The following is a 25,235-nucleotide window of genomic DNA, read 5'->3' as shown; positions in this document are numbered from 1 at the left end:
TTTCTCCGGCCGCGGTCAGGCGGCCTTCATCACCTGGCCGGTCTTCAGCGTCCGGTGCGGGGCGATGATCTGCCCGTCCGGGAGCAGCTCACCGGTGTCCTCGAAGAGCAGGACGCCGTTGCACAGCAGGCTCCAGCCCTGTTCCGGGTGATGAGCCGTCAGGCGCGCGGCTTCCCGGTCGTTGGAGTCCGCGGTCGGGCAGGGTGGCTGGTGCTGGCACATGGATGGGTTCTTTCGCTGCGTTGAGTCGAGTGTCCTGCGGCTTGACGATGTGTTCATGGCCGCCCCCGTATCAGTCGGTCCGGTCCCAGTGTTGCCCTACGGGCGTCGTTCCGCAGGGATTTCGCAGCAGCTGCTCTTCTCCTCTCATGACGCATCACCCGGCCGGACGGTTCAATGCAACTGCACTGTCCCTTCGGGTGGTTCGGGGTGGCCTGAAGGGGCTAGTCCGGACGGGTACGGATGCGCCCCCGCCGTGGTGCACGGCGGGGGCGCATGGCGTTCGAGGATCAGGCAGGCGACCCGAGGAGGCCGGGCAGACCGGGCAGCGGAGCCGGGGAGACACGCATGGTCATGACCGGAAGCAGATCGGAGACGCGATGCGGTCGATGGGCCGTGATGCCGGGAGGAGCGGGCGCGAGGGGCACCAGCACATCCGTCGGGGCGAGGGTGCCTCCCCCGGCATCGGCTTCGGTGTCCGCGTGCAGCCACAGCGTGAGCATGTAGAGCTCCGGTACGGACAGCAGGCGCGGCTGGTAGTGCGCTGCCGCCGAATCCGCCTGTCGTACGGCGAGTTCGGTCGAGACGATGTACGGCCCCTCGAAGAAGTGGGAGAAGGTCCAGCCGTCGGCGGTGAGCATGGTGTCCGCGGCGGCCACGGCGCGCTCGCCGCTGCGGATCAGGAAGCGCCAGCCGGCCAGGCGGGTGCGGGGCGTGGAATCGTCGGGGACGATCCGGTCCAGTACGTGGACCGGGAGGGGCAGTTCGGGGCTCAGCGATCCCTGGACGGACCGGAGAGCGGGCGTGTGGGCCTCGCGGACTGCGGTGGGAGAACCGAGTGCCGCGAGAACGCTGCGCAGTGCGGGCGCTGGGGCCGGAGAAACATGCAGCGGCATAGTGGGTCGCCTCTCACTTGGAGACACGGTGATGCGTGGGCGGGTGCAGACGGCGCTGTCGGCGTGCGGGGCCAGAGGAAGGCCGGTGACGGGCGGACGGGCCGGTGCGTCAACTCTCTGCCTCGTTCGCAGAGTTTATACGACAAGTGTTCACACGGTGTTTCGTCTAGCTGTCCCGCATATTGCACGCAAGGCGGGATCGAGCCTTTGAAATGTGGAGATGGTGTTGGTTCGGCAGGCCCTGGATGCCCCCTGCCAGGTTTTCTTCCGACACAGCGGTAGGCTGAAACCCGTCGGTGTTTCTACCACGTATCCGGCGGCGACTGTGCATTGGCCGCATGCCGAAGGAATGTGCCTCCGGCTTCTGTCGCCAGACTAGCGGGTACGCGTGGACATCGGGGCGTTATAGATCACGCCGTCTGGGCATTATCGATCGTGATGCGAGCGGCCTGGGCCGCGGGCCGCCCACTCGAGGAGGGACCCTTCGATGGGCGAGAAGGTCGTGGCGGGCGCCTTTGACCTGTCCGATCGGCAGGCGTACCGGAAAAAGCTCTCCCAGTGCCTGGAGGGACTGGGGAGGCTCCTGTCGGAGGGGAGGTTCGATCGTCCCAGAAATCTCATGGGTCTGGAGATCGAGCTCAATCTGGCGGGCTCCGACGGTATGCCGAGGATGCGGAATGCGGAGGTGCTCCAGCGGATCGCCAGCCGGGATTTCCAGACCGAACTCGGGATGTTCAACCTGGAAGTAAATATCCTTCCGCACCGGCTGAGCGGACGGGTTTTCGATCAGCTCGCCGAGGAGCTCCGTACCGGACTTGCATATGCCCACAGGAAGGCCGTCGAGGTCGATGCCGGGATCATGATGATCGGAATCCTGCCCACTCTGGGCCGCCACGACGTGGTCTCGGCCAATCTGTCGGACGTGGACCGATACACGCTTCTCAACGATCAAATGGCCGCGGCACGCGGTGAGGATTTCGCCCTCGATATCGAGGGCGTCGAACGCCTGGTGGCCACTTCCGCCTCCATTGCGCCCGAGTCGGCGTGCACCTCCGTCCAGCTCCATCTGCAGGTGACGCCGACACGCTTCGCGGACGTGTGGAACGCCGCCCAGGCCATCGCGTCCGTCCAGATCGCACTGGGGGCCAATGCCCCCTTCCTGTTCGGCAAGGAGCTGTGGAGGGAGTCCAGGCCGCCCCTGTTCCTGCAGGCCACAGACGTGCGGCCGCCTGAGCTGACGAATCAGGGGGTCCGCCCGAGGACCTGGTTCGGGGAGCGCTGGATCAGCTCCGCCCACGAGCTCTTCGAGGAGAATCTGCGCTACTTCCCGCCGCTGCTGCCGATCTGCGACGACGAGGAACCCTTGCGCGTGCTCGACGAGGGCGGCGTTCCCACGCTTGCCGAGCTCGTACTGCACAACGGCACGGTCTACCGGTGGAACCGGCCGGTGTACGGCCTCGTCGACGGCATTCCCCACCTCAGGGTGGAGAACAGGGTCCTTCCCGCCGGCCCGACGGTCACCGACGTGATCGCCAACGCCGCCTTCTACTACGGCCTGGTGCGCGCGCTGGCAGACGAGTCCCGGCCGGTGTGGACCCGGCTGCCCTTCGAGGCGGCCGCCGAGAACTTCGACGCCGCCTGCCGCCACGGAATCGACGCGGAGCTGCTCTGGCCCCGTCCGGGCCGCTCGGGCGGGGTCGCGAAGGTGCCCGCTGTCCAGCTGGTGCGGGACGAGCTGCTGCCCCTCGCCGCCGCCGGGCTCGATGCCTGGAACATCGAGCCCGTGGACCGCGACCGCTACCTCGGCGTCATCGAGGAACGCTGCAGGCTCCGGGTGAACGGGGCCTCCTGGCAGGTCGACACGTACCACCGGGCGCTGGAGGCAGGTCTCGAACGTGAGGCCGCGCTGGCTGCCACCACCCGGCGCTACGGGGAGCTGATGCAGGCGGGCGAACCGGTGCACACCTGGCCCGTCGGCTTCCCGGCTCCCTGAGGGCGGGAGACGGCGGAGCCCCGGCCGGGGGGAGGCTGCTCCTGGGCGCCGGGGGAGGCTGCTCCCGGGCGCCGGGCGCTCTGGTCCAGGGCGTCGGTCTCGGGTCTTGGCCGCTCGGCGGAGGCTACTCCCGGTCTCAGCGACCACTCTGCCCGGCCGTCATGACTGCCTGCAGGATGACAGCCTGGATCTCGGCGGGGTCGCTGACCCCGTAGCAGCCTCCGCCGGTGACCTCAGCCATCTCCGTCACCTCCGCGCGGTCGGCGTCCGGGCCCACCGCGATCGCGATGATCGGAACCGGCCTCTCCGGGTCCGAGACCTCCTTCAGCCGGTCGATCAGGGCGCTCCTGGAGATGCTGTGGTCGTCCTGGTTCGAACCGTCGGTGAGGAGGACCAGGGCATTGAACTTGCCCTTCACGTACGACGACTGCGCCTCCTTGTAGGAGGCCAGAGTGGTGTCGTACAGGCCGGTCGCGCCGTTCGGCACGGGCTCCAGCGCGTTGAAGGCCGCCGAGAGCCTCTCCCGGTGCGTTCCGCCGCCCTTCGCCGGTTCGCCGAGCCTCCGGGTGGGCACCACCCGGCGGTAGTCCTTGTCCCCGTCGAGAGTCGTCGCGAACACCCACAGGCCGATCTCGTCGTCGGGCGTGAACTGGCCCAGTGCCTGGATCAGCGAGGCCTTGGTGACGTCCATCCGCGACCGGTCACGCCCCGGCACCGTGACGGCCATGGAACCGGAGGCGTCGACGACCGCGGTCAGCCGGGCGCTCTGCACCGTGACCGTCCACATGCCGAGGGTCTCCTGGAGCACATCGGCGGAGGGCGGTACGGCGGCAGGGGTGGCGAACGGCTGAGGAGTTCTGCCGCCCGCGGACTCGACCAGCGCGGCCTCGGTGGTGCCGTCGGTGGTGCGGAAGCCGTTCTTCTCCAGGACGGCGTGGGCTTTGTCGTCGTCCAGCAGTCTCATGAACCGGAGAGCGGCTCTGCTCTCGTCGCTGGTCAGCTCGGCGCTGTTGACCAGCGCGTACGGATAGTTGAGGAGCGGGGTGCCGTCCGCGGGGTAGAAGAGCTGGAGCCTGCCCGCACTCGGCGAGCTCGCGTTGTGGGTGAACGCCGCCTGCTCGGAGACCAGAACCGCCTGATTGTGCTCCGGATTCCCGCCTTCGACTCCTGAGGCGTCCTGCGCCAGCGACTCGAGCAACTGTCTGTCGCTGTCGGACATCCGCTGCGCCAGGGCCTTGGCCGTGGCGGCGACCTCGGTGTCGTGGTCGCCGCCCGGCCCGCCGGCCGACGCTCCCATGCTGCTGAGAGCCAGCAGGCCGGTGGCGCTGCGTGCCGGATCGGCAACTCCCAGACGTACCTCGTCCGATCCCATGGCCGAAGCAGCCAACTCGGCCCAGGAGTAGGTCTTCTCGGGCCAGCCCAGTGCCTTGGACGCGGACGGCACCATGCCGACGGTCACCGGGGAGGTGGCCACGAAGTCGCCCGGGGCGACCGGGATGCCGCTGCCCGTGCCCTTCGCGCGGTCCAGCCAGAGGTCGGAGTCCGGCAGCCAGACCTGGTAGCCGGGATCCCCCGAACCCGTGGCGAGCGCGTTCGCGACCTTGTAGGAATCGCGGGCCAGAACGGTGACATGGAGGCAGCGGTCGTCGGATCGCGCCGACTCCTCGCGCGCCCTGGCCGCGACGGTCCTGACGGCAGGGGCGATGTCCGGGGAGGCGACAACGGTCAGGCGTACCGCCGCGTCCTCGCAGGAGTCCGATAACGACAGCAGGCCGCCCTCCGCCGCGACCGCTGTTCCCGCTGCCGCGGCAAGCACGAGCACCGTGGCGATGGCGACGGAGCGACGGTGACGCGGGGGAGGGGTGTCCCGGTGACCCTCCGCCCGGCAGCCGTCGGGCAAGCTATGACGTCCCATGTCGATGGTGCCTCCTTGAGGATGAACAAGGAAAAAGGGGGACCGCACCATCGGCAATGGCGATTGTCCCCCGGCCTGTCACGCATGATCTTCGTACCTGCATTCGAGACCTTAGCGGGACGGCGGGCGGCATGAGTTGCGATTGCAGAACTGAAGGCAGGTGTACTGGTGGAGGCGGGGCGCGTGGCTGAATTCACTCCTCATGAGGCCGTTTCGCGGCGGATCCTGCGGCAGGAGACGGTGCTGGTGCTGGCCCTCTCGCTGGGGGCCAGCGGGGTGTCTGCCCTGATCAGCTTTGTCGGGTCGTTGACGAAACCAGGAGGCTTGAAGGATCAGGCCGCGACGCTGAACGGCTCGTACGCGCCAGGCCGGCCGTGGTTGGATCTGGCCTGGCAATTGTTCGGGATCGCAACGGCCCTGGTGCCCGTCGTGCTGGTGGCTCATCTGCTGACCCGTGAGGGCGCCGGTCTGCGCGTCCTCGGATTCGACCGGACCAGGCCCTCGTCGGACCTCGGGCGCGGCACCCTGGTCGCGGCGGGGATCGGCAGCGCCGGGCTGGTGTTCTATCTGGTGGCGCGGGCGGGCGGATTCAACCTGACGGTGGTCCCCGAATCGCTGCCCGAGGTGTGGTGGAAGTTCCCCGTCCTGATTCTCTCCGCGGTGCAGAACTCCGTTGTGGAGGAAGTCATCGTCGTCGGCTATCTGCTGCGCCGGCTGCAGCAGTTGGGCTGGACGCCCATGGCCGCCCTGATGGCGAGTTCCGTGCTGCGCGGCTCCTACCACCTGTACCAGGGCATCGGCGGCTTCATCGGGAACATGGTCATGGGCGTCGTCTTCGTGCTGCTGTACCGGCGCTGGGGACGCGTCGGTCCGCTGGTGGTCGCGCATGCCCTGCTCGACATCGGGGCGTTCGTGGGATACGCGCTGCTCGCGGGGAAGGTGAGCTGGCTGCCGACGCCGTGAACGAAGGGGCCGGGGTGCGCGGACCCGCGCACCCCGGCCCGCGTCAGAGTGCGGCCAGCAGTTCCCCGTCGATGACGGTGACGGCGCTGCCGGTCAGCAGGGTGCGGTCGCCGCGCAGTGAGGTGCGGACGAGGCCGGAACGGGCGGAGGCCTGCAGGCCGGTGAGGTCCTCGCGCCCGAGGCGTGCCGACCAGAACGGGGCCAGGGCGGTGTGGGCGCTGCCGGTCACCGGATCCTCGTCGATGCCGACTCCGGGGAAGAAGCCGCGCGACACGAAGTCGTAGCCGCCCGAAGGGTCCGCGGCCGCGGCCGTGGCGATGACGCCACGCCGGGAGAGGGCGACCAGTCCGGCGAAGTCCGGCGAGAGCGCGCGTACGGCAGCCTCGTCGGCGAGTTCGATCAGCAGGTCGCCGATGTGCGATCCCGTGTCGTGGACGGAGACGGGATCGGCGCCCAACGCCTTCGCCAGGCCGGGCGGGGCGGTGACGGGTGTCAGCGGAGCTGTCGGGAAGTCCAGCGTGAGGGTGCCGTCCGGGTGGGTGGTGGTGCGCAGGATTCCGCAGCGGGTCGAGAAACGGACCGTGCCGCTCGCCGTTCCCGTGGTGTGCAGGACGTGCGCGGTGGCGAGTGTGGCGTGCCCGCAGATGTCGACCTCGGTGGCCGGGGTGAACCAGCGCAGCGCCCAGTCGGCGTCGGCGCCGGGCGGCAGCGGGTGGGCGAACGCCGTCTCGGAGAGGTTGACCTCGGCGGCGATCTGCTGAAGCCGTCCGGGATCGGGGAAGGGGCCGGATTCCAGGATCAGGACCCCGGCGGGGTTGCCGGCGAAGGGGCGGTCGGTGAACGCGTCGACGATGCGGATCCTCATGACGGTGACCGTAGGCGGACCGGTGGGCGCGGTCCAAGGCCAATTCCCGGTTGGCGGCCCTGCTGTCCTGTGACGGTGAACCTTGACCGTTGTCAGCGAAGTTCGCCCAAGACGTCGCATGGCCCATCCAACGCCCCGGACTCCGGGCCGGGTGTGGTTCGGCCCGTGCGACGGGGCGGTGGGGAGGGGTGCGACCATCCTCGGATGCGAGCGATCGACGAGTTGACCCATGTGGATGATCCGGCGTGGCCAGAGCTTCGGGAGACGCTGTCGGCGAGCTCCGCACCCGTTCAGGTGCTGTCTGCCGACGTCGACGAGGGTCGCCGATGTCTTCTGCAGATGCAGGTCACGGCGCGATCGGTGCTGGGTGCTCTGGCGCTGAACACCGGCGGGCTGCTCGTGGACAACGGGTGGGTGCGTGTGTTCGGCGGGGGTGCGGTCACGGGCGGAGGGCTCCCGAGTCTGGCGCGGGTCAACCGTTTTCCCGCAGACTTCGATCCGGTCTGGCATCCCGCGACAGGTCTGATCGTCGGCCACGACGTCGTCGGTGGGGTCTTCGCGCTGAACGGTGGCGATCCTGCGGCTGTGGGCAGGCCAGGGGCACCTGGGCAGATGACGTACTTCGCTCCCGACACCCTTCAGTGGGAAGCGATGGAAATGGGCCACTCCGGATGGGTCTCCTGGCTGCTCTCGGGTCGGTTGGAGACGTTCTATGACGGGCTGCGATGGCCGGGCTGGCGTGAGGAAGCTGCGGCCCTGGCCTTCTCGCAGGGCATTTCTGTGTACCCGTTCCTGTGGTCCGAGGAGGCCCATGCCGATCTCGCGGCGACACGTCGGCGGCCTGTGCCGATGCGCGAGGTCATCGGAGTCGCTGCGGACTTCGCCCGGCAGATGGGGCCGTCCGATCCTGGGTTCCTCGGCGACGTGTGACCGGCTGGTGCATGCCGTGGGGGCAACGGCTCCGCGAGCACGTCGCTCACGTGTCATCGCTGTGTGGATGAGCGTTCCAGAGGCGTCTGGGGGCTTCGAGTTCGGTTCGAGGGAAGTGCTCACCCCATTTGGCCAAGTAGCCGCTCTCGTCGTAGGTCCGAGCCACCTCGTCGAAACAGCGGATCACGGCTCGGGCCGGCGTGTCGATGTGAAGTCGGCTCGACCAGATCTCGGTGCCCTTGTTGTCGCTGCCGCGGCGAAGTTCCAGGATGCGGATCCAGGCGTCGCCACCTTGGCGGTAGAAGATCCACCGGAAGGCTGTGGTCTCGGCTTCGAACTGCGCGCGGGTGTCCGTCTCGCCTGAGACGAGCCGGGCCGGGCCACGGCAGTCAGGAACTCCTTCGGAGCGCTGGTGATGCAGGAGGCTGTGAGTTCGGCTTTGGCCTGTTGGTCTTCACCGGTGCAGTCGGCCCAGCCGTGTCCGTCCAACCTCCAGGTCATGCGCATGCCCGTCGTCACGTCCGTTCCGTGTTGAACGGCGCCGGCGGTATGCCCGGCGGAGGAAGGTCGAGAACGCGGGCAAGGGCGGCGACCAGAGGAGCAGAGTGGTCGGGCAGGTGCTCGGAAACCCGGTCGGTCGCCACCGCTGGGAACCCAGTCAGGTCATGCTCGGCGCCGGCGAGCAGATGGCGCAGCTCCGGGACTGACAGTTCGATCACTGAACTGCCGGTCCGATCGGTGCCGACGGTCAGACGGATGGTGTCGCCGAGGCGCTCGGCCGTCGACGGGTGAGGATCGTGGCCGTACCCGATTCTGCTGCTGCCGTCGGCGACCCGGTACCAGTCGTGCCAGTCTTCCGGTCCGTCACAGCAGCTGGGCGAGAAGGCGACGGCTGTGGAGGTGTCCGTGACCCGCAGGCCGCCCGCGGCATAGGGGGTGTCGAGAGTAAGCAGTCCGTGCAGGAAGCCGCTCAGAGGGTGTGCCGGCCGAGGCGGCAGATCGGCGGAATCCGCAGGGTCGACGTCATTGCATGCGGCGATGCGCATGTCAGCCGTACCGATCTCGGCGGGTGAGAGCTCGCTGCTGAGCGTCAGGAAGCTGAACCGTTCGGTCCGGAGGACGGGCCGGAGGGCGAAGCCATCGGGGGTGTTCATCCCCAGGACGGCTGCGCATCCCGATCACCTGGCGAAGTGTTCCTTGTCAGGCGATCGGTTCCGATATATCGTTGAAGCATCGTGACAGATCAACGATGGAAGGAGCGTAGCGATGCGTTCACATGGACACGAGCATGAGCACGGACATGGGCACTGCGGGCCCGGTCATCAAGGTCGGGGCGACTACGAGGGGAGGCGGGCAGCCTTTGGCTCGTTCGGCCCGCCCTTCGGTGGCGGACCGTTCGGTGGCGGGCCCTTCGGCGGCGGACGCGGCCGGGGCGGCGGCAGGGGAAGGGCGCGGCGCGGCGACGTGCGAGCGTCGATCCTGGCGCTGCTCAAGGATCGTTCGATGCACGGTTACGAGATGATCCAGGAGATCGGCGAGCGCAGCGGAGGGGCCTGGCGGCCCAGCCCCGGATCGGTCTACCCCACCCTTCAACTGCTGGAGGACGAGGGCCTGATCGTCAGCGCGAGCGAGGGCGGCAAGAAGCTGTTCACCCTCACCGAGGCGGGCAGCACCGAGGCCGAGACCGGTCCCGAGGCGCCGTGGGAGGAAGTCGGGCGTGGAGTCGACTGGGAGGGTGTGAACGAGATCCGCCAGGCCGGGTTCGGCCTGATGGAGGCGTTCGGGCAGGTCTGGAAGACCGGCTCCGCCGATCAGCGCCAGAAGGCGCTCACGGTGATCAACGATGCCCGTAAGAAGCTCTATCTGATCCTTGCCGACGACGACCACTGACCCGTGGGGTGTGCGACCGTACGCCGCAAGGGCCCTGTTCCGCGGGGCCCTTGCGGCGTACGTCGTGTGCGGGTGCCCGCTTCACGGGCGGGCGATGAGGTCCGCCGGCCCCGTCCGCCAGATCGCCGCCGCGTCGAACCGGTCCGAAGCGCGGGGGTGCGGACCGTCGTCGTGGCAGTGGAACGCAGCCCAGAAGAGGTCGGCGGGCAGTGCGTCGGCGGGGGCGTGGACGCGGTAGACGTACTGCCGTCCGTCCAGGGCCGGCAGAGCGACCGACCAGGACACGAAAGGACCCTCCTCCCGCCGGTGTCGTCGGATCGGTGTGGCCTGAGGGACGTGTCCGGCGCGTCACCGGTTGCGCCGGGAGTGCGGCGCAAGGCGGCGCGCGCTCTTTCCGCGGACCGGTGCCCCGTGCGAGCCCGATCTCATCCGCAAGGATGAGGAACTCCGCAGGTGCCCGCCCTCGGTGGGATACGCAGATGGGCCGTGCCGGGGATGCCGCCGTGTTCCGGGACTGATGGGGTGGGTTGTGTGCACAACCGGACACCCTGGATACCCGAACAGCCCGCACCGAACGACGCCGGATTCACCGCTGAACTGGCCTCGGTGGTCACAGGTGCGCGCAGACGGGCCCTGCGTGACGGCGACCGCCACATCGACACAGCTCATCTGCTGCACTCGCTCATCGAATCAGATCCTGAGGTCCGTGCCGTTTTCGACGGTGGACCCAAGCTGGCACGGGTCCTCGGCTATCTCGTGCAGCGCAGCATCGGCTACGGGCTCCGCTGGCAGGGGACCCTGGAGCACTCGGGTGACCTGACGGCGGTGGCCGGGCCGGGGGCCGACGGGTGGTCACCCTCGGCCGTCGCGGCAATGGGCCGGGCGGAGCGGGGCGCGGTTCTGCGCGGGGAGTCCCGCGCCGGTGGGCTCGACATTCTCGGCGCACTGGTGGGGGACCCGGAGTGCCGCGCCGTCGAGGTGCTGGAGCGGGCGGGCGTGGAGGCGGCGTGGCTTGCCGGGCGTACGGCGGACCGGCTGGCCGAGGTTTCCCGGCAGGGGTGATCATGGACACCCTTCCGACAGGCGTGACGAGGGTGACGCTGCTGACGCGGGCTGTCATGATGTGCCGATGCACGCGTCTCAGGGGAGAAGCGCCGGTCTGGGCCTGGCCTTGGTCTCGGCGCTCGCATTCGGTGGTTCAGGGGTGGCGGCCAAGCCGCTGATCGAGGCGGGGCTCGACCCGTTGCACGTGGTGTGGCTACGTGTGGCGGGCGCAGCGCTCGTCATGCTGCCCGTCGCCTGGCGGCACCGGCATCTGGTGCGTGAACGACCGGCCCTGCTGGCCGGTTTCGGGCTCTTCGCCGTCGCGGGCGTGCAGGCCTTCTACTTCGCCGCGATCTCCCGTATCCCCGTCGGTGTCGCCCTGCTCGTCGAGTACCTGGCGCCCGCGCTGGTACTCGGCTGGGTGCGTTTCGTGCAGCGCAGGCCCGTCACCCGGGCCGCCGCGGCCGGGGTGGTCCTCGCGGTCGGCGGACTCGCCTGTGTCGTCGAGGTGTGGGCCGGACTGAGCTTCGACGCCGTCGGCCTGCTGCTCGCGCTCGGAGCGGCGTGCTGTCAGGTGGGCTACTTCGTCCTGTCCGATCAGGGCAGTCGTGACCGAGGGAGCCACGGCGACACCGAAGCCGGGCCGCCGCATCCGTTCGGCGTGATCGCGTACGGACTGCTGGTCGGGGCTGCGGTACTCACCGTGGTGGCCCGGCCGTGGGGCATGAACTGGGCGGCTCTGGGCGGGAGCGCCGAGATGAACGGGAACGCCGTTCCCGCGTGGGTGCTGCTGGGCTGGATCGTGCTGCTCGCGACCGTGCTCGCCTACGTCACCGGTGTGGTGTCGGTACGGCTGCTCTCACCGCAGGTCGCCGGTGTTGTCGCCTGCCTGGAGGCGGTCATCGCGACCGTGCTGGCCTGGGTGCTCCTCGGTGAACACCTCTCCGCGCCCCAGCTCGTCGGCGGCGGTGTGGTGCTGATCGGGGCCTTCATCGCGCAGTCCGCCGCGCCCAGACCGCCGTCCGGTCCGGTGGCGTCCGGCGCCGGAGTGCAGGTATCGGACGGTGAGGACGGCGGCGGCTCCGCCGTCGCGGAGGGTGAGTTGTCCGGGCACCGGACCGCACCGTAGGGTGGCGATCATGCACCTGACCGTACTTCCGCCGCCTGTCGCCTAGCGCGCGCGGCCACTCCTGACGAAGACCGGGCTCGGGCAGTCCCCGAGCGGTTCGTCGCTGCCCGCGTGCGGAGCCGAGCGACCACCACCCCCCTCTTCCTCCGGAGAAGTCACGTGTCCCACCCTGTTTCCGGCCTGCCCGTCGGGCGGAGCCTCCTCTATCTCGTTGTCGCCGGTATCGCCTGGGGCACCGCGGGCGCGGCCGCGTCCCTGCTCTTCCGGGTCAGCGATCTCGGCCCGCTCGCCCTGTCGTTCTGGCGGTGCGCCGGGGGTCTCGTACTCCTGGCGGGCGTGCTGGCGCTGCGACCCCGTCGGCCGGGCGCCGCGCATGAGTCCCGCCGTCTGCGGCTGCTGCGCATCCTGGGGACCGGCATCGGTCTCACGGTGTTCCAGAGTGCCTACTTCGCGGCGGTCGAAGCGACCGGTCTCGCGGTCGGGACCGTCGTCACTCTGGGGGCCGGGCCTGTCCTCATCGCGGTCGGCGCACGGCTGTTGATGGGGGAGCGGCTGGGCCGGGGCGGATTCGTCGCCGTCGCCGGTGCCCTCGCCGGTCTCGCCGTGCTCGTGCTCGGCGGCGAGGCCGCCGAAGTGCGGCCCGTCGGGGTGCTGCTGGCCCTGCTGTCCGCCGCCGGTTATGCGGCGATCACGCTGCTGACCCGGTGGCTGGGACGCCAGGGCGCGTCCGGCGACTCACTCTCCACCAGTGCGTGGGCGTTCGGCATCGGCGCGGTCGGTCTGCTGCCTGCGGCGCTGGCCGAGGGGCTCGTGCCGCACACCGCCGCCACGGGGCAAGTGCTGTGGCTGATGGTCTATGTGGCGGCTGTGCCGACCGCGCTCGCCTATGCGCTCTACTTCGCCGGCGCCGCTGCGGTCCGGTCGGCGACCGTGTCCGTGATCATGCTCCTGGAGCCGGTGAGCGCGGCCTTCATCGCGGTCACCGTCCTGCGGGAGCAGCTCACCGCAGCGACGGTCGTCGGCACGCTGCTCCTGCTCGGTGCGGTGGCCGGGCCGGCCCTCGACGAGGCGCGCGGCGCGGCTGCCGCCGTCCGCAGGCGCCGGGAGGCCCTGCCCATCTGATCCCGTGTGCCGGGCCCGTCCACGTGACGGGCCCGGCACACGAAGAGGCGTGTCAGAGAGCGGCCAGGTAGTCCGGTACGGGCACGGCGGGGTCGAGGTCGTCGGACGGAACCGGTGCGGCGTAGCCGTGGGCCAGCGGCACCACACCCGCCCAGTACGGCAGCGTGAGGTCTGCCTCGTCGTCGTTCGGCCCTCCGGTGCGTACCTTGGCGGAGACCTCGTCGAGGTCCAGCCGGATGACCGCCGTGGCGGCGAGTTCCTTCGCGTCGGCCGGCCGGGAGTCCAGCGACCTGCCGGGAACGACCTGATCGACGATGGCGTCGAGGGCCACGCGCCGTTCCTCGGGGTCGGTCACCGTGCGGGCGACTCCGTGCACCACCACGGAGCGGTAGTTCATGGAGTGGTGGAACGCGGACCGGGCCAGCACCAGGCCGTCGACGAGCGTGACCGTCAGGCAGACCGCCAGGCCCGGATCCGACGCGCCCGCCGTGCGCAGCGGCCGGGATCCGGTCGAGCCGTGCACGTACAGCCGCTCGCCGACCCTGCCGAAGAGGGTCGGGAGCACGACCGGTGCCCCGTCGCGGACGAATCCGAGATGGCAGAGGTAGCCCTCGTCGAGTATCGAGTGGACGACCTCCCGGTCGTACGAAGCGCGTTGCCTGGCACGGCTCGGGACCGTGCGCTCGGTCGGCTCGTACGGGGCTGCGACTGCCTGGCCGGTGCTGTCGGGCGTTGCGGTGTCCGGCATTGCGCTCTCCATTGCACTAGTGCATAATCATGTTTGTGCTAGGAGAGTATCGGATCGGCGGGCGGCGCGCATCGGACATTGCCGCGAGCGTGGAGCGCGGGGTGGGTTCGGGCGACCTCGCCCCCGGCCATGTGCTGCCGCCTATGCGGGAGTTGGCGTCGGTGCTGGGGGTCAATCCGAATACGGTGGCCGCCGCCTACCGGACGCTCCGTGAGCGCGGAGTGATCGAGACCGCGGGGCGCAGGGGCAGCAGGGTGAGGCAACGCCCTGCGAGCACCTCCCGCGGCTCGCTCCGGATCGACGCGCCGCCGGGTGTGCGGGACCTGGGGTCCGGCAACCCCGATCCGGCCCTGCTGCCCGACCTCGGCGAAGCGCTGGCCGTGGCCGCGCGGGCGAACGCGCTGAAGCCCCGGCTGTACGGGGATGCTCCCGTGATCCCCGAACTCGCGGCGTTCGTCCGGGCGGAACTGGATGCCGACGGTGTGCCCGCGGGGCCCGTGGCGGTCACCTCGGGATCCCTCGACGCGATCGAACGCGTGCTGTCGGCCCATCTCAGACCCGGTGACGCGGTCGCCGTCGAAGACCCCGGGTGGGGGAGCCTGCTGGATCTGGTCCCGGCCCTCGGCCTGCGTGCCGCGCCCGTCGCCGTGGACGACGAGGGGCCGCTGCCCGGCGACGTGGAGCGCGCGCTGAGGGCGGGGGCCAAGGCGCTGATCGTGACCGGCCGGGCGCAGAACCCGACCGGGGCGGCGGTGGGGGCAGACCGGGCGAAGGAGCTGCGGTCCGTTCTCGCGCGGTACCCCGGGGTGCTCCTGATCGAGGACGATCATGGTCACGCCATCGTCGACCTGCCGCTGCACCCGCTGGTGGGATCCACGGACCGCTGGGCCTTCGTACGGTCCGTCGCGAAGGCGTACGGACCGGATCTGCGGGTCGCCGTGCTGACCGGGGACGCGGTTACTGTCGACCGTGTGACCGGCAGGCAGAGGCTGGGGCCGGGCTGGGTCAGCACCCTGCTCCAGCGGGCGGTGGTGCACCTGTGGACCTCCGGAGCCGTCGACGTCGTCGCGGTCGCGAGGGCCTACGGTGAGCGCCGTGACGCGCTCGTCCTGGCGCTGGAGGACCGTGGCGTGCCGGCGCGCGGGCGGAGCGGGATGAACGTCTGGGTCCCCGTCGGCGACGAGACCGGCGCCGTGACCAGACTGCTGCACGCGGGCTGGGCGGTGGCCCCGGGTGCGCGCTTCCGGAACGTCGCACCGCAGGGGGTGCGACTGACCGTGTCATCGCTGACCGGGGCGGACATCGAACCCCTGGCGGACGCGGTGGCGGCCGCGGCGCAGCCGGCCGCGCCCATCACCTACGGCTGAACGGGCGGCGCCCCGGCACCCGTGCGGGCTTGATGGACGGACGGGGTCTGCTCTGGGTGAGTGCGGCACCCGCGAGGACCACCAGGGCGCCGACCGGGGTGTTCCAGCTCAGCTGTTCGCCTAGCACGGCCACGCCGGCCGCGGTGGCGATGACCGGGATGAAGTAGGTGACCATCTGGGCCGTCGTCGGGCCGACCTCCTGGACGAGCCCGTACTGCATGAGCAGCGCGAGCCCTGTTCCGAGCGCTCCCAGAGCGATGACGGAGAGCGTCGGGAGCAGCGGGAAGCGCTCGGGGAGCGAGGTGAACATCGGTGTGACGACGGCCAGTTGCAGCGTCCCGAGGAAGAGCTGGCTACCGGTCATCGCCAGCGCCGAGGAGCCGGTGCCCGCCAGCGTGCGGCGTACGTAGATCCAGCCGATCGGATAGCTGAGCGAGGCGAGCAGGGCCATGGCCGTACCGCCGAAGTCCAGTCCGGAGAAGCCCTGCCAGGCGCCCAGGACGGTCAGCACGCCGATGAAGCCGAGGCCGAGTCCCGCGACGCGGCGGCGGGTCGGCCGGTCCTCGGAGAGCGCGACGAGCGAGAGGGCCATGCCCCACAGGGGCGAGGTGGCGTTGCAGATCCCGGCGAGCGTGGACGGGATGGTCAGCTCGGCGTAGGCGAAGAGCGAGAAGGGCAGCGCGTTGAGGAGGAACGCGGCGACGAAGAGATGGCCCCAGGTCCGGCCGGAACGCGGCAGCCGTTCGCGGCGCACCGCGATGGCGACGGCGAGCACCGCCGTACCGAACAGCAGTCGGCCGAAGGTGACCTGGAAGGGGGCGTACCCGTGGGTGCCGACCTTGATGAGCAGGAAGCTGAAGCCCCAGATGAGGGAGAGCACCACGAACCGGATGCGCCAGTCCACGGCCCGACGCCGGCCGGGGGAGGGTGTGATGGGCCGGGGGATACCGGCGGACGGCACCGTCGCCGGTGCGGAGGGAGCGCTCATGGGGTCAACGATGACAACAAGAACCGCGTAGGACAAGTGAGATTTAGTGGCTTCATTCGCGTAGCATTGCTTACATGTTGAATCTGGAGCGCCTGCGCACCCTGGATGCCCTCGCCCGGCACGGCTCGGTGAGCGGCGCTGCCGAGGGTCTTCACGTCACCACGTCGGCGGTGTCGCAGCAGATGGCCAAGCTGGAACGCGAGGTGGGCCAGCAGCTCCTCGCCAAGAACGGCCGGGGCGTCCGGCTGACCGATGCCGGTCAGCTGCTCGCCGACCATGCCGCACGCATCCTGTCGCAGGTGGAGCTGGCCCAGTCCGACATCGAGGCCCAGCGCGGCGAGGTGGTGGGTGAAGTGCGGCTGGCGGCCTTTCCGACCGCCGCGCGAGGGCTGTTCCCCGCCGCCCTCACCGCACTGCGCCGGGATCATCCCGAACTGAAGGTACGCACGGTGGAGCTGGAGCCGGAGCGAGCCATTCGCGCCGTGCTCCGGGGCGACATGGACCTGGCCGTGGTGCTCGACTGGAGCAACAAGCGCCTGCCGGTGCCGGGTGGTCTGGCCAAGGCCGAACTCCTCGAAGACGTACCGGACATCGCCATGCCGGCCGGGCATCCGCTCGCGGACCGGACGGAGGTGGACCTCGAGGACTTCGCCGACGACGAGTGGGTCTCCTGGCCGGAGGGCGAATTCTGCTACGACTGGCTGATGTTCACCCTGCGGTCCGTGGGCGTCGAGCCCCGCATCTCGCACCTCGCGGGCGAGCACCACACCCAACTCGCCCTGATCGCGGCCGGATTCGGCGTCTGTGTGACGCCCCGGCTCGGCCGCGGACCGGTCCCGGAGGGGGTGTGCATGGTGCCCGTACGGCAGAGGATGCGACGCCACATCCACGCGGTGTGGCGGACGGACGCGGACCGGCGTCCGTCGATCCGGGCAGCCGTCGCGGCCCTGCGTGACGCAGGACGGGCACTGTGATCCGGTACCGGTCCCGTAGCGGCGGGCCGGGTTTCAGGAGAGGCCGGCCAGCTTACGGAAGTCCCAGGAGGTGACGGCCTCGGGCGTGAGCCGCAGCCAGGCGTGCCGTCCGTCGTGCGGCAGCGTGTCCAGGCCGAAGTACTTCGAAGCGAAGAGCTGCTCCGGCAGCTCGAGTTCGGCACACACCTCGCCCGTACGGGGTGCTTCGCCGACGACCTCCGCCTCGCCGGACAGCTCCACTCCGCGCAGGTCTCCGTACTCCACCCCGTCGTCCACCACCACCGCTACCTTCGGGTTCTGCCGCAGCTGTGCCCAGCGCCGGCTCCGGGTGAGCGAGTACAGCCAGAGGGACGTGCCGTCCCACACGAACCAGAGCGCCCCGACGTGGGGCATCCCCTCGGCGGAGACCGTGGCCACCCGGCAGGTGCGCTGCTCGCCGAGATAGGTGTCCCGTTCCGGGTCCGTCATCATGATCCGACGGCCGCGACGCTGGGTGACGGTCATGGGGGTGCCTCTCCTGCTGTCCGACCGGGTGTCCGGAATCATGGAGGCTCTACCTCCGGAAGTCCACTCGGGTGGAGCAGGCCGAGGCCATCGCGGGGGTGCCTGCCGACTGCCCCCGCGATGATCCGTACACGCTCGCCCGGCTACACGAGCGTGATCGAGTCGCCCTCGACCTTGATCTCCTTGGCCGGCAACGCCTGGGTCGCCGGACCGTTCGTCACGCTGCCGGTCGCCGCGTCGAAAGTGCTGCCGTGACAAGGGCAGTTGATGGTTCCGTTCGAGATTTCCTTCACCGCGCAGCCCTGGTGGGTGCACTTCGAGGAGAAGGCCTTGAACTCACCGGCCGTGGGCTGCGTCACCACGACCCCCCGGTCGGCGAACACCATTCCGCCTCCCTCAGGAATATCGGCGGTGCTTGCGAGGACCGTGCCGCCCCCGTTCGCACCGTCCCCCTCCCCGGCGGGCTGAACCGTGTCCGAACCGCCCGAGTCCTTCGAGCCGCCGCACGCGGTGAGTGCGGCGGCCACTCCGGCTGCGCCGACCGCCGCGACGACGGTGCGGCGCCCGAAGTGGACCTGGCGCTCCTGCGATGCGCTCATGCCGGCTTTCCCTTCATCGGAATACATGACGTCGTCAGTGGTACGGACCGAAGAGCTCCCGTGTTCAGACGCCGGCGAAGTTCCCGCCCCCACCTCATACATCCCCTCGGACGCCGGATCCCGTGCGCCGCGCACCCGCCCCCACCTGATCACAGCCGTGTGGCTCTCCCGCACCCTGCTTCGCCGCTCTCACGGATGCGCGCCTCCAACGACGTGCTCCGGTCGTACGGGTCGACCTCGGGGCCGTCCCCCGAGCCGTTGGCCGCGCGTTCGGCCCTGAACTCGGGGGTGAAGTAGCCGGTGTAGGTGTCACAGCCGCCGTTGGTGGTGTCCGACTTGTAGGAGACGAGGGAGAACGTCCCGGGCCTGATCTTCACCTTCGACGGGTCGTCCCAGCTCATGACGACCTCGCGGCGCACAATGGTGCGGGTGACTTCGTCACTTCCTGCCGCAGCGCGTACGACCGGATAGACGTACGTGACATCAGTGGCTACCTCGACCGCGCCGCGCTCACCCTCCTGGTACGTGATCCGTCCGCGTGTCCTGACCACGTTCCCGACAAGCCGCGTCTTCGTTTCCGCGAAACGGCTGAACAGCTTCAGAGGATTGTTCTCCCGGCTCGGGGCGCGGAACGCGGTCGCCAGGTAGTCGTTGACGTCCTGCTGGTACGGATTGATCAACGCGATCGCCTTCCCCGGCCGCTCCCCGCGCAGCACACCAGGATCCAGGCTGGACTCCGCGAGGAAGTCTCGGGTCCGGTCGAGCGCCTGTGCGACCTGCTCCTTGCTCATCCAGCCGGTCACCCGTGCCGCAGGCAGGACGAGTGATGCCGTCCCGTCGCCCCACCGCTCCGCCGGCGACCCCCTGAACGGCTCCTCCAACGTGGGTGGTAGGGCCGCCAGCTCATTCGCCGGCGGCTGGTCCGGACGTTCCGACTCGGCGGCGAGCGGCGCACTCCCACCGACTCCGACTCCGAACCACCCGGCCACCCGCCCCGGAATCATCACCACGACCAGCAGGACGACCACCACCAGCAGACCGACCGCGTACCAGCCTTTTCCCGTTCGCGGCCGCCGCGGTTGGTGGGTTCGCCACCCCTCCGGCCGACCGGGCGCCTCACGCAGCCGCCGCGCCACCATCCGGGCACGCGCCGAAGGTTCCTCGGGCGCGCCCGGAATCCCCGCCTCGGCCTCCCGCAGAAAGCGCTCCCACTCCTCGTCCGGTATGGATGCCCCACCCTTGCGCACGCTGTGTTCCCGCCCTTCTCACCCGCCCGGTCTCTCCCCTGAGACGGTTGACATCGGTGCATCATCACACAGCTCATCGGCGCTTCCGCGAACCCAAGTCCCCGCTCGGACAGCCCTGGAGACCCGTTTGCGGATCAGGGAAGGCGGCTGTGCCGAAGAGGTCCCGCACAGCCGCCGCCTCGTTCCCCGGACTACTTGTTGACGTTGAACCCCTGGTCGTTGCCGTACTTGATGCTGGACTGCTCCCAGGCTTCCAGCCCCTGCGACAGGGGGGTCGAGGAGACGTACGACTTGCCCACGGTGTCGTTGAAGACGGAGTTCGCGTACACCTGGTACGGCAGGTACGACCAGTCGCTGCCCACGTTGCGGGCCGAGTCGGCGAAGACCTTGTTGGCCTGCTGGCCGCCGAAGTAGGGGAACGCGGTCTCCAGGAAGGTCTTCGATTCCAGGTCCGCCCGGGTGGCGGGGAAGGCGCCTTCGCCGACGCGGGCCGTGGCGCCGGCGCCCGTGGTCGCGAACTCGGCGAAGGCGTAAGCCAGTTCCCTGTTCTTGGCGGCCTTCGGGACGGCGAGGGAACTGCCCCCGTTCTCGGCGCTGTCCGTCCTGCCCTTGGTCCACTGGGGGAGCGGGGCCACGCGCCAGTCACCGGACGCGGAGGCGACGCCCGAGGTGAAGTTGGCGGGCATCCAGGCGCCGATGGACAGGGTGGCGATGCTGCCGTCGGCCAGGCCCTTGTACCACTCGTCGCTCCAGGAGCTGATCGGTGCGATCAGGTCCTCGTCCAGCAGCTTCTGCCAGGTGCTGGTGTACGTCCTGGTGCCCGCGTCCTTGAAGTCGACCGTGACGTCGGCGCCTTCGGCCTTGTACGGACGGCCACCCGCCTGCCAGATGAGGCTGGTGGTGGCGCCCGCGTCGCCGGTGTCGTTGGTGATGAAGACCTTGGGGTCGGCCTTGTGCAGGGTGCGCGCTGCCTCGACGTACTCGTCCCACGTGGTGGGGACCTCGATGTGGTGCTTGTCGAAGACCTTCTTGTTGTAGAACAGCGCCATCGGGCCGGAGTCCATGGGCAGGGCGTAGACGGCCTTGTCGTACGTCACGGCGTTCCAGGGGCCGTTGGTGAACTTCTTGTCGTGTCCGGCGGCGCCGTAGCCGGCGAGGTCCTCCACGGACTTGCCGATCGCGAACTGGCCGAGGGCGTAGTACTCGATCTGCGCCACGTCGGGGGCGCCGGAGCCGGCGGCGATGGCGTTCTGCAGAGCGCTGTACTGCTTGTCGCCGGTGCCCGCGTTGACGAGTTCGACGTCGACCTTCGGGTACTTCTTCTCGAAGTCGGCAACCACCGTCTTGAGCGTGGGTTCCCAGGCCCACACCGTTATCTTGCCTCCCTTCGCCAGCGCGGACGCGACGTCCTTCGTGTCGCCGTCCTCGGCCGGATCGGAGGAGCCGCAGGCGGTCGCGGCGAGGGTGATGGCGCAGACCGCGGCGACCGCGGCGAGAAGCCGGCGAGTGCTGTGTGTCCTCATGCGTGGTGCTCCTGGTTCGGTGCTCGGGGAAGGGGAGGGGAGGGCGCGTGTGGGGGCGGATTCACTCCTTGACGCTGCCTGCGGCCAGGCCGGACTGCCAGTACCGCTGGAGCAGGAGGAAGATCACGACGATCGGCACGATCGTGAGCAGGGAGCCGGTGATGATGAGGTCGAAGACGGCCTCGCCGCCTGCCGTCTGGGCCTGGGCGTTCCAGGCGTTGAGACCGAGGGTGAGCGGGTACCAGTCCGGGTCCTTGATCATGATCAGCGGCAGGAAGTAGTTGTTCCAGGTCGCGACCATGGAGAAGAGCAGCACGGTGACCGTTCCCGGCATCAACAGCGGCAGGGCGATGCGGAAGAAGGTGCGCAGTTCGCCTGAGCCGTCGACGCGGGCCGCTTCGAGGAGTTCCGCGGGTACCGCCTCGGCGGCGAACACCCACATCAGGTAGAGCCCGAACGGGGAGATCAGGGAGGGGATGATGACGGCCCACGGGGTGTTCGTCAGGCCCATGCTGCTGAACATCAGGAACGTGGGTACCGCGAGAGCCGTGCCCGGCACGGCCACCGCACCGATGACGACCGCGAACACGGCGCGCCGGCCGGGGAATCGGTACTTGGCCAGGGCGTATCCGCCCAGGACGGCGAGGATCGTGGCGCCGCCGGCTCCCGCGGCGACGTACAGAAGGGTGTTGAGCAGCCAGCGGACGAAGACACCGTCGTCGTAGGCCAGCGTCCGGGAGATGTTGTCCCAGAGGTTGAAGTCCTCGCCGAACCACAGGCCCGAGGACCCGAGCAGGCCCTTCTGGTCCTTGGTCGCGTTGATGACCAGCCAGGCCAGCGGAAGCAGTGAGTAGAGGAGGACCAGTCCGGTCAGGAGGGTCAGCGGGATGCTGGGGCGGGGGTTGAGCGGGGTGTGGGGGCGACGGCGGGGCCGCAGGGCCGGCCGGCCGGATCCCCGGGAGGTGCGCGCGGTCCCGGCGGGGCCGGCGGGGTCCGCGGCGTTCGCGTCGACTCCGGCGAGGTTCGTGGTCATGGCTCAGCCCTTCCGCATTCCGCGCAGCTGGACGCTGTACGCGATGATCGCGGTGATGACGCCCATCACGATCGCCACCGTGGCCGCGTAGTTGTGCTGCCGGCCGGAGAAGGACAGCGAGTAGGTGTAGAGGTTGGGGGTGAAGTCGCTCGTGATCGCGTTCGGGGCGAGCTTCTGCAGGATGCTCGGCTCGTTGAAGAGCTGGAAGCTGCCGATGACCGAGAAGATCGTCGCGATGACCAGGGCGCCGCGGATCGCCGGCAGCTTGACCGCGGTGATGACCCGCCACTCGCCGGCGCCGTCGATCGCGGCGGCTTCGTGGAGCGAGCGGGGCACGACCTTGAGCGCCGAGTAGAAGATCAGCATGTTGTACCCGACGAATTCCCAGGTCACGATGTTGCCGATGGAGGTGAGCACCAGTGCGGGGGAGAGCGGGTCGGGAAGGGCGACGCCGAAGGCGTCGTTGATGTTGCCGACCAGACCGAACCGGGTGCCGTAGATGAAGCCCCACATCAGGCTCGCGACGACCGCGGGTACGGCGTAGGGCAGGAAGATCGATATGCGGAAGAAGGCCTTGCCGTACAGACGCCCGCTGTCGATGGCCAGCGCGACCAGCAGCGCGATGCCCAGCATGATGGGCACCTGTACGGCCAGGAACAGCCCGACCCTGGCCAGTCCCTCCCAGAACTGCGGGTCCGTCAGCGCCTGCTGGTAGTTGTCCATGCCGACGAAGGAGTTCCCGCCGATGAGCCGGTCGCGGAAGAGGCTGAGATACAGCGCGTATCCGATCGGCGCAAGGAAGACGAGGCCGAAGACCGCGACGAACGGACCTGCGAACCCCCACCCGACGAGGGCCTGCCTGCGGAGGCGGGAGCGCGCTCGCACGCGGGGTGGTGGTAGTGCCTTCGCCGGAGTCGGCAGGAGCGTCATGGCTGGTTCCTTGTGTCGGTGACCGACCGGTCCGTTGTGAGGAGGGACGAGGGCCTTCGGGCCGGAAGCGGCCGGATCAGGCTGTGCCCGATGAGAAATGTTTACGTAATCATCGGTAGCGTGATGGTGACACTCCCGGTGGGGGTCGTCAAGCATGGGGTGGGAGTCGATGGAAGGAAGACCGGTGACGGAGAAAGACGCGGCCGCTCGTGCGGAGACGGTGGACAAGGGCGGCCGCCGCGCCGCGAAAGGCAGGCAGCCACGGGTGTCGATGGCTGACGTCGCCCGGGTCGCCGGCGTCTCGTCGCAGACGGTCTCCCGGGTGTCCAACGGGGACCCGGCCGTCATCGACCGGACCCGGCAGAAGGTGCTGGACGCCATGAAGGAGCTCGGCTACCGGCCCAACAGCGCCGCCCGCGCTCTCAAGCGAGGCGACTTCCGGACCATCGGCGTCATCACCATGAGCCTGTCCAGCACCGGCAACGTGCGGACCCTGGAAGCCATCGCGAAGTTCGCCTCGCACGCGGGGTACGCGGTCACGCTGATCCCGATCGACGCCCCGACCCAGGACAACGTCAGAGGAGCCTTCACGCGGCTCGACGAACTCGCGGTCGACGCGGTCGTCCTGATCATGGAAGTGCACCTGCTCGACACGGCGTTGCTGACCCTGCCGCCGCATGTGACCGTCGTCGTGGTGGACTCGGACGCCGGCGACCGCTTCCACGTGGTGGACACCGACCAGCACCAGGGTGCCCGTACGGCCGTGCGCCACCTCCTCGAACTCGGGCACCGTACGGTCTGGCACCTGGCGGGCCCGGAGGAGTCGTTCGCGGCGGGTCGCCGCGCGGTCGCCTGGGAGTCGGCGCTGCGTGAGGAGGGGCGGGAGGTGCCGCCCCTGCTGCGGGGCGACTGGGCCCCCGCATCCGGCTACGAGGCGGGCCTGCGGCTGGCCGACGAGCCCGACTGCACCGCGGTGTTCGTGGCGAACGACCAGATGGCACTCGGCGTGCTGAGGGCACTCCATGAGCGCGGAAAGCGCGTACCCGAGGACATGAGCGTCGTGGGCTTCGACGACATCACCGAGAGCGCCTCCTTCATCCCGCCTCTGACCACCGTCCACCAGGACTTCGCCCGGGTGGGGGAGTTGTGCGTCGACGCCATCCTGGCGGAGCTGGGTGGCAAGGCCGTGGAGGGCGGCACGACGCTGGTGCCGACCCGGCTGGTCGTGCGCGCGAGCACGGCTCCGTATACGGAGGTCTGATCTCCTTCGGACCACCGGCTGCGGCCTCACGGCTTCGTCGGACATCTCGCGGGCGGACGGGCTGATCCACGGGCCCGCCTCACCCGGCATGGGGATGGCGCCGCCGCATGCCGGCGGAGGGGATCGCACCCCCGCCGCGGCCGGGCGGGTGCCGGCCGTCCGCGCCAGGTGGCGGCGACCGGGCTAGGGTTTGATCAGGGGGAACGGAATCCTCAGGAATGTCATGTACCGACACCGCAGAGCGCCGGACAGCACCCAGGAACTTCTCCTCACCCTTGGGCGCCTTGTCGATCAGGCACTGGAGAACGTCAGGCTCCAGCGTGCCCGGGCGGAGCTCGGCATGGCGCTGCAGCGGCACATGCTCCCTGCCGAACTGCCCGATTTTCCGGGCGTCCGACTGGCGGCCCGGTACGCGCCCTCGCAGGACGGTCTTGCTGTCGGCGGTGACTTCTACGACGCCTTCCCGATGAGGGACGGGGTGGCGGGGGTGGTCATCGGCGATGTGCAGGGCCACGGAGTGGAGGCCGCCGCCTTCATGGGGGAGGCGCGGGCCAGCCTGCGGGCCCTCGCCAGTGTCACGGCCGACCCCGGGGAGGTGCTGACCAGCGCCAATGACTTGCTGATCTCGCTCGGCGGCGACCTCTTCACCACCTGTTGCCTGCTGAGCTTCGTACCGCAGAGCGGCGATCTCCGTATAGCCCGGGCCGGCCACGTCCCGATGGTGTGGGGCACCGACGCGGGTGATTCGGGTGTGTCCCTGGACGCCGGCGGGGTCCCTCTGGGGATTCTGCCCGGCCAGAGCTACCCGGTAGTCCACCGACGCGTGACGCAGCCCGGCTACCTCGTCCTGCTGACCGACGGCGTCGTGGAAGGACCGGCCTACCCGATCGAGGAGGGGCTGGCGGAGGTGGCGGGGCTGGTGGCCTCCGCACATGGTGTCGCGCCCGACGTCCTGGCCTCGCGGGTGATCCGGGTCGCGGACCGCACCGGACACGATGACGATGCCGCCGTTCTCGTCGTCCGCTACGAGGGGCCGCCGGGCACCCGGTAGTACAGACGCAGACGTACCGCCCGCCTGCATGGCCGTGGCGTCGG

Annotated in this window: 25 protein-coding genes; 11 read left to right on the top strand and 14 right to left on the bottom strand. The window is 69.8% G+C overall.

Translation table 11 applies throughout. The annotated features are described in order from the left end of the window. Positions 1-15 precede the first annotated feature (15 nt). Positions 16-222 (bottom strand): DUF5999 family protein, encoded by a 207-nt coding sequence (locus tag OG844_RS05530; protein WP_406388498.1) that lies wholly within the window; start codon positions 220-222, stop codon positions 16-18. Between the two features lie 287 nt (positions 223-509). Then, positions 510-1,115, bottom strand: coding sequence for a hypothetical protein (locus tag OG844_RS05525; RefSeq protein ID WP_384614811.1), 606 nt, complete (start codon positions 1,113-1,115; stop codon positions 510-512). A gap of 487 nt (positions 1,116-1,602) precedes the next feature. Between OG844_RS05525 and OG844_RS05520 the strand changes: the two genes are divergently transcribed. Then, complete coding sequence (locus OG844_RS05520) at positions 1,603-3,108, top strand: glutamate--cysteine ligase (RefSeq protein ID WP_406388496.1); 1,506 nt, start codon at positions 1,603-1,605, stop codon at positions 3,106-3,108. Between the two features lie 136 nt (positions 3,109-3,244). On the opposite strand, the gene OG844_RS05515 is transcribed toward OG844_RS05520, so the two are convergent. After that, a complete protein-coding gene (locus tag OG844_RS05515) occupies positions 3,245-5,023 on the bottom strand; it encodes a substrate-binding and VWA domain-containing protein (RefSeq protein ID WP_406388495.1) in 1,779 nt (592 codons plus the stop codon). Between the two features lie 183 nt (positions 5,024-5,206). Here OG844_RS05515 and OG844_RS05510 point away from each other — a divergent pair, with 183 nt between their 5' ends. Continuing rightward, entirely contained in the window at positions 5,207-5,986 is a 780-nt protein-coding gene (locus OG844_RS05510; protein ID WP_406388493.1) for a CPBP family intramembrane glutamic endopeptidase, read from the top strand. A gap of 43 nt (positions 5,987-6,029) precedes the next feature. Here OG844_RS05510 and OG844_RS05505 read toward each other — a convergent pair whose 3' ends face one another. After that, positions 6,030-6,851 carry a PhzF family phenazine biosynthesis protein gene (locus tag OG844_RS05505; protein ID WP_406388491.1) on the bottom strand — a complete coding sequence of 274 codons (822 nt, stop codon included), beginning with the start codon at positions 6,849-6,851 and terminating at the stop codon, positions 6,030-6,032. Positions 6,852-7,055: 204 nt separating this feature from the next. Here OG844_RS05505 and OG844_RS05500 point away from each other — a divergent pair, with 204 nt between their 5' ends. Beyond that, entirely contained in the window at positions 7,056-7,781 is a 726-nt protein-coding gene (locus tag OG844_RS05500; RefSeq protein WP_406388490.1) for a DUF2625 domain-containing protein, read from the top strand. A gap of 515 nt (positions 7,782-8,296) precedes the next feature. On the opposite strand, the gene OG844_RS05495 is transcribed toward OG844_RS05500, so the two are convergent. Further along, positions 8,297-8,935 (bottom strand): hypothetical protein, encoded by a 639-nt coding sequence (locus OG844_RS05495; protein ID WP_406388489.1) that lies wholly within the window; start codon positions 8,933-8,935, stop codon positions 8,297-8,299. 112 nt (positions 8,936-9,047) lie between these two features. Between OG844_RS05495 and OG844_RS05490 the strand changes: the two genes are divergently transcribed. After that, on the top strand, positions 9,048-9,671 hold the full coding sequence (locus tag OG844_RS05490; protein ID WP_406388488.1) for a PadR family transcriptional regulator: 624 nt from the start codon (positions 9,048-9,050) through the stop codon (positions 9,669-9,671). Positions 9,672-9,752: 81 nt separating this feature from the next. Here the strand turns inward: OG844_RS05490 and OG844_RS05485 are convergent, their stop codons facing one another. Continuing rightward, positions 9,753-9,956: a hypothetical protein gene (locus tag OG844_RS05485; RefSeq protein WP_406388486.1), complete on the bottom strand. Its 204-nt coding sequence runs from the start codon at positions 9,954-9,956 to the stop codon at positions 9,753-9,755. Between the two features lie 246 nt (positions 9,957-10,202). Between OG844_RS05485 and OG844_RS05480 the strand changes: the two genes are divergently transcribed. The 3 genes from OG844_RS05480 (at position 10,203) to OG844_RS05470 (ending at position 12,966) form a co-directional block, all read left to right on the top strand. Further along, positions 10,203-10,733, top strand: a complete 531-nt coding sequence (locus tag OG844_RS05480) for a Clp protease N-terminal domain-containing protein (RefSeq protein ID WP_406388484.1) — start codon at positions 10,203-10,205, stop codon at positions 10,731-10,733. A gap of 67 nt (positions 10,734-10,800) precedes the next feature. Further along, positions 10,801-11,844 (top strand): EamA family transporter, encoded by a 1,044-nt coding sequence (locus OG844_RS05475; protein WP_406388483.1) that lies wholly within the window; start codon positions 10,801-10,803, stop codon positions 11,842-11,844. A 159-nt stretch (positions 11,845-12,003) separates the two neighbouring features. Then, positions 12,004-12,966, top strand: coding sequence for a DMT family transporter (locus OG844_RS05470; protein WP_406388482.1), 963 nt, complete (start codon positions 12,004-12,006; stop codon positions 12,964-12,966). A gap of 52 nt (positions 12,967-13,018) precedes the next feature. Here OG844_RS05470 and OG844_RS05465 read toward each other — a convergent pair whose 3' ends face one another. Then, entirely contained in the window at positions 13,019-13,714 is a 696-nt protein-coding gene (locus tag OG844_RS05465; RefSeq protein WP_406388480.1) for a pyridoxamine 5'-phosphate oxidase family protein, read from the bottom strand. Between the two features lie 35 nt (positions 13,715-13,749). Here OG844_RS05465 and OG844_RS05460 point away from each other — a divergent pair, with 35 nt between their 5' ends. Next, a complete protein-coding gene (locus OG844_RS05460) occupies positions 13,750-15,081 on the top strand; it encodes an aminotransferase class I/II-fold pyridoxal phosphate-dependent enzyme (RefSeq protein WP_406388478.1) in 1,332 nt (443 codons plus the stop codon). Here the strand turns inward: OG844_RS05460 and OG844_RS05455 are convergent. Then, positions 15,068-16,069 (bottom strand): DMT family transporter, encoded by a 1,002-nt coding sequence (locus OG844_RS05455; protein WP_406388476.1) that lies wholly within the window; start codon positions 16,067-16,069, stop codon positions 15,068-15,070. The two genes, OG844_RS05460 and OG844_RS05455, sit on opposite strands and share 14 nt — an antisense overlap. A 74-nt stretch (positions 16,070-16,143) precedes the next feature. Between OG844_RS05455 and OG844_RS05450 the strand changes: the two genes are divergently transcribed. Beyond that, positions 16,144-17,043: a LysR family transcriptional regulator gene (locus tag OG844_RS05450; RefSeq protein WP_406388475.1), complete on the top strand. Its 900-nt coding sequence runs from the start codon at positions 16,144-16,146 to the stop codon at positions 17,041-17,043. 33 nt (positions 17,044-17,076) lie between these two features. On the opposite strand, the gene OG844_RS05445 is transcribed toward OG844_RS05450, so the two are convergent. The 6 genes from OG844_RS05445 to OG844_RS05420 all read right to left on the bottom strand — a co-directional run bounded on the left by OG844_RS05445 (position 17,077) and on the right by OG844_RS05420 (position 22,879). Then, positions 17,077-17,547: a pyridoxamine 5'-phosphate oxidase family protein gene (locus tag OG844_RS05445; protein ID WP_406388473.1), complete on the bottom strand. Its 471-nt coding sequence runs from the start codon at positions 17,545-17,547 to the stop codon at positions 17,077-17,079. Positions 17,548-17,690: 143 nt separating this feature from the next. Beyond that, a complete protein-coding gene (locus OG844_RS05440; protein WP_406388472.1) occupies positions 17,691-18,146 on the bottom strand; it encodes a Rieske (2Fe-2S) protein in 456 nt (151 codons plus the stop codon). Between the two features lie 149 nt (positions 18,147-18,295). Next, a complete protein-coding gene (locus OG844_RS05435; RefSeq protein WP_406388470.1) occupies positions 18,296-19,393 on the bottom strand; it encodes a hypothetical protein in 1,098 nt (365 codons plus the stop codon). Between the two features lie 191 nt (positions 19,394-19,584). Beyond that, the gene (locus tag OG844_RS05430; protein ID WP_406388468.1) at positions 19,585-20,916 is read right to left on the bottom strand and encodes an ABC transporter substrate-binding protein; all 1,332 of its coding nucleotides are present in this window, start codon (positions 20,914-20,916) and stop codon (positions 19,585-19,587) included. A 61-nt stretch (positions 20,917-20,977) separates the two neighbouring features. Beyond that, positions 20,978-21,949: a carbohydrate ABC transporter permease gene (locus OG844_RS05425; protein ID WP_406388467.1), complete on the bottom strand. Its 972-nt coding sequence runs from the start codon at positions 21,947-21,949 to the stop codon at positions 20,978-20,980. A gap of 3 nt (positions 21,950-21,952) precedes the next feature. Further along, a complete protein-coding gene (locus OG844_RS05420) occupies positions 21,953-22,879 on the bottom strand; it encodes a carbohydrate ABC transporter permease (protein ID WP_406388465.1) in 927 nt (308 codons plus the stop codon). Positions 22,880-23,063: 184 nt separating this feature from the next. Here OG844_RS05420 and OG844_RS05415 point away from each other — a divergent pair, with 184 nt between their 5' ends. Together OG844_RS05415 and OG844_RS05410 are read left to right on the top strand one after the other, a co-directional pair. Continuing rightward, positions 23,064-24,140, top strand: a complete 1,077-nt coding sequence (locus OG844_RS05415) for a LacI family DNA-binding transcriptional regulator (RefSeq protein WP_406388463.1) — start codon at positions 23,064-23,066, stop codon at positions 24,138-24,140. 223 nt (positions 24,141-24,363) lie between these two features. After that, entirely contained in the window at positions 24,364-25,191 is an 828-nt protein-coding gene (locus OG844_RS05410) for a PP2C family protein-serine/threonine phosphatase (protein WP_406388461.1), read from the top strand. The last annotated feature ends 44 nt before the right edge of the window (positions 25,192-25,235 follow it).

This window comes from Streptomyces sp. NBC_00887, from assembly GCF_045207585.1.
Note: the sequence above shows the minus strand (reverse complement) of the source record. Positions and strands in the feature narration are given on the sequence as shown.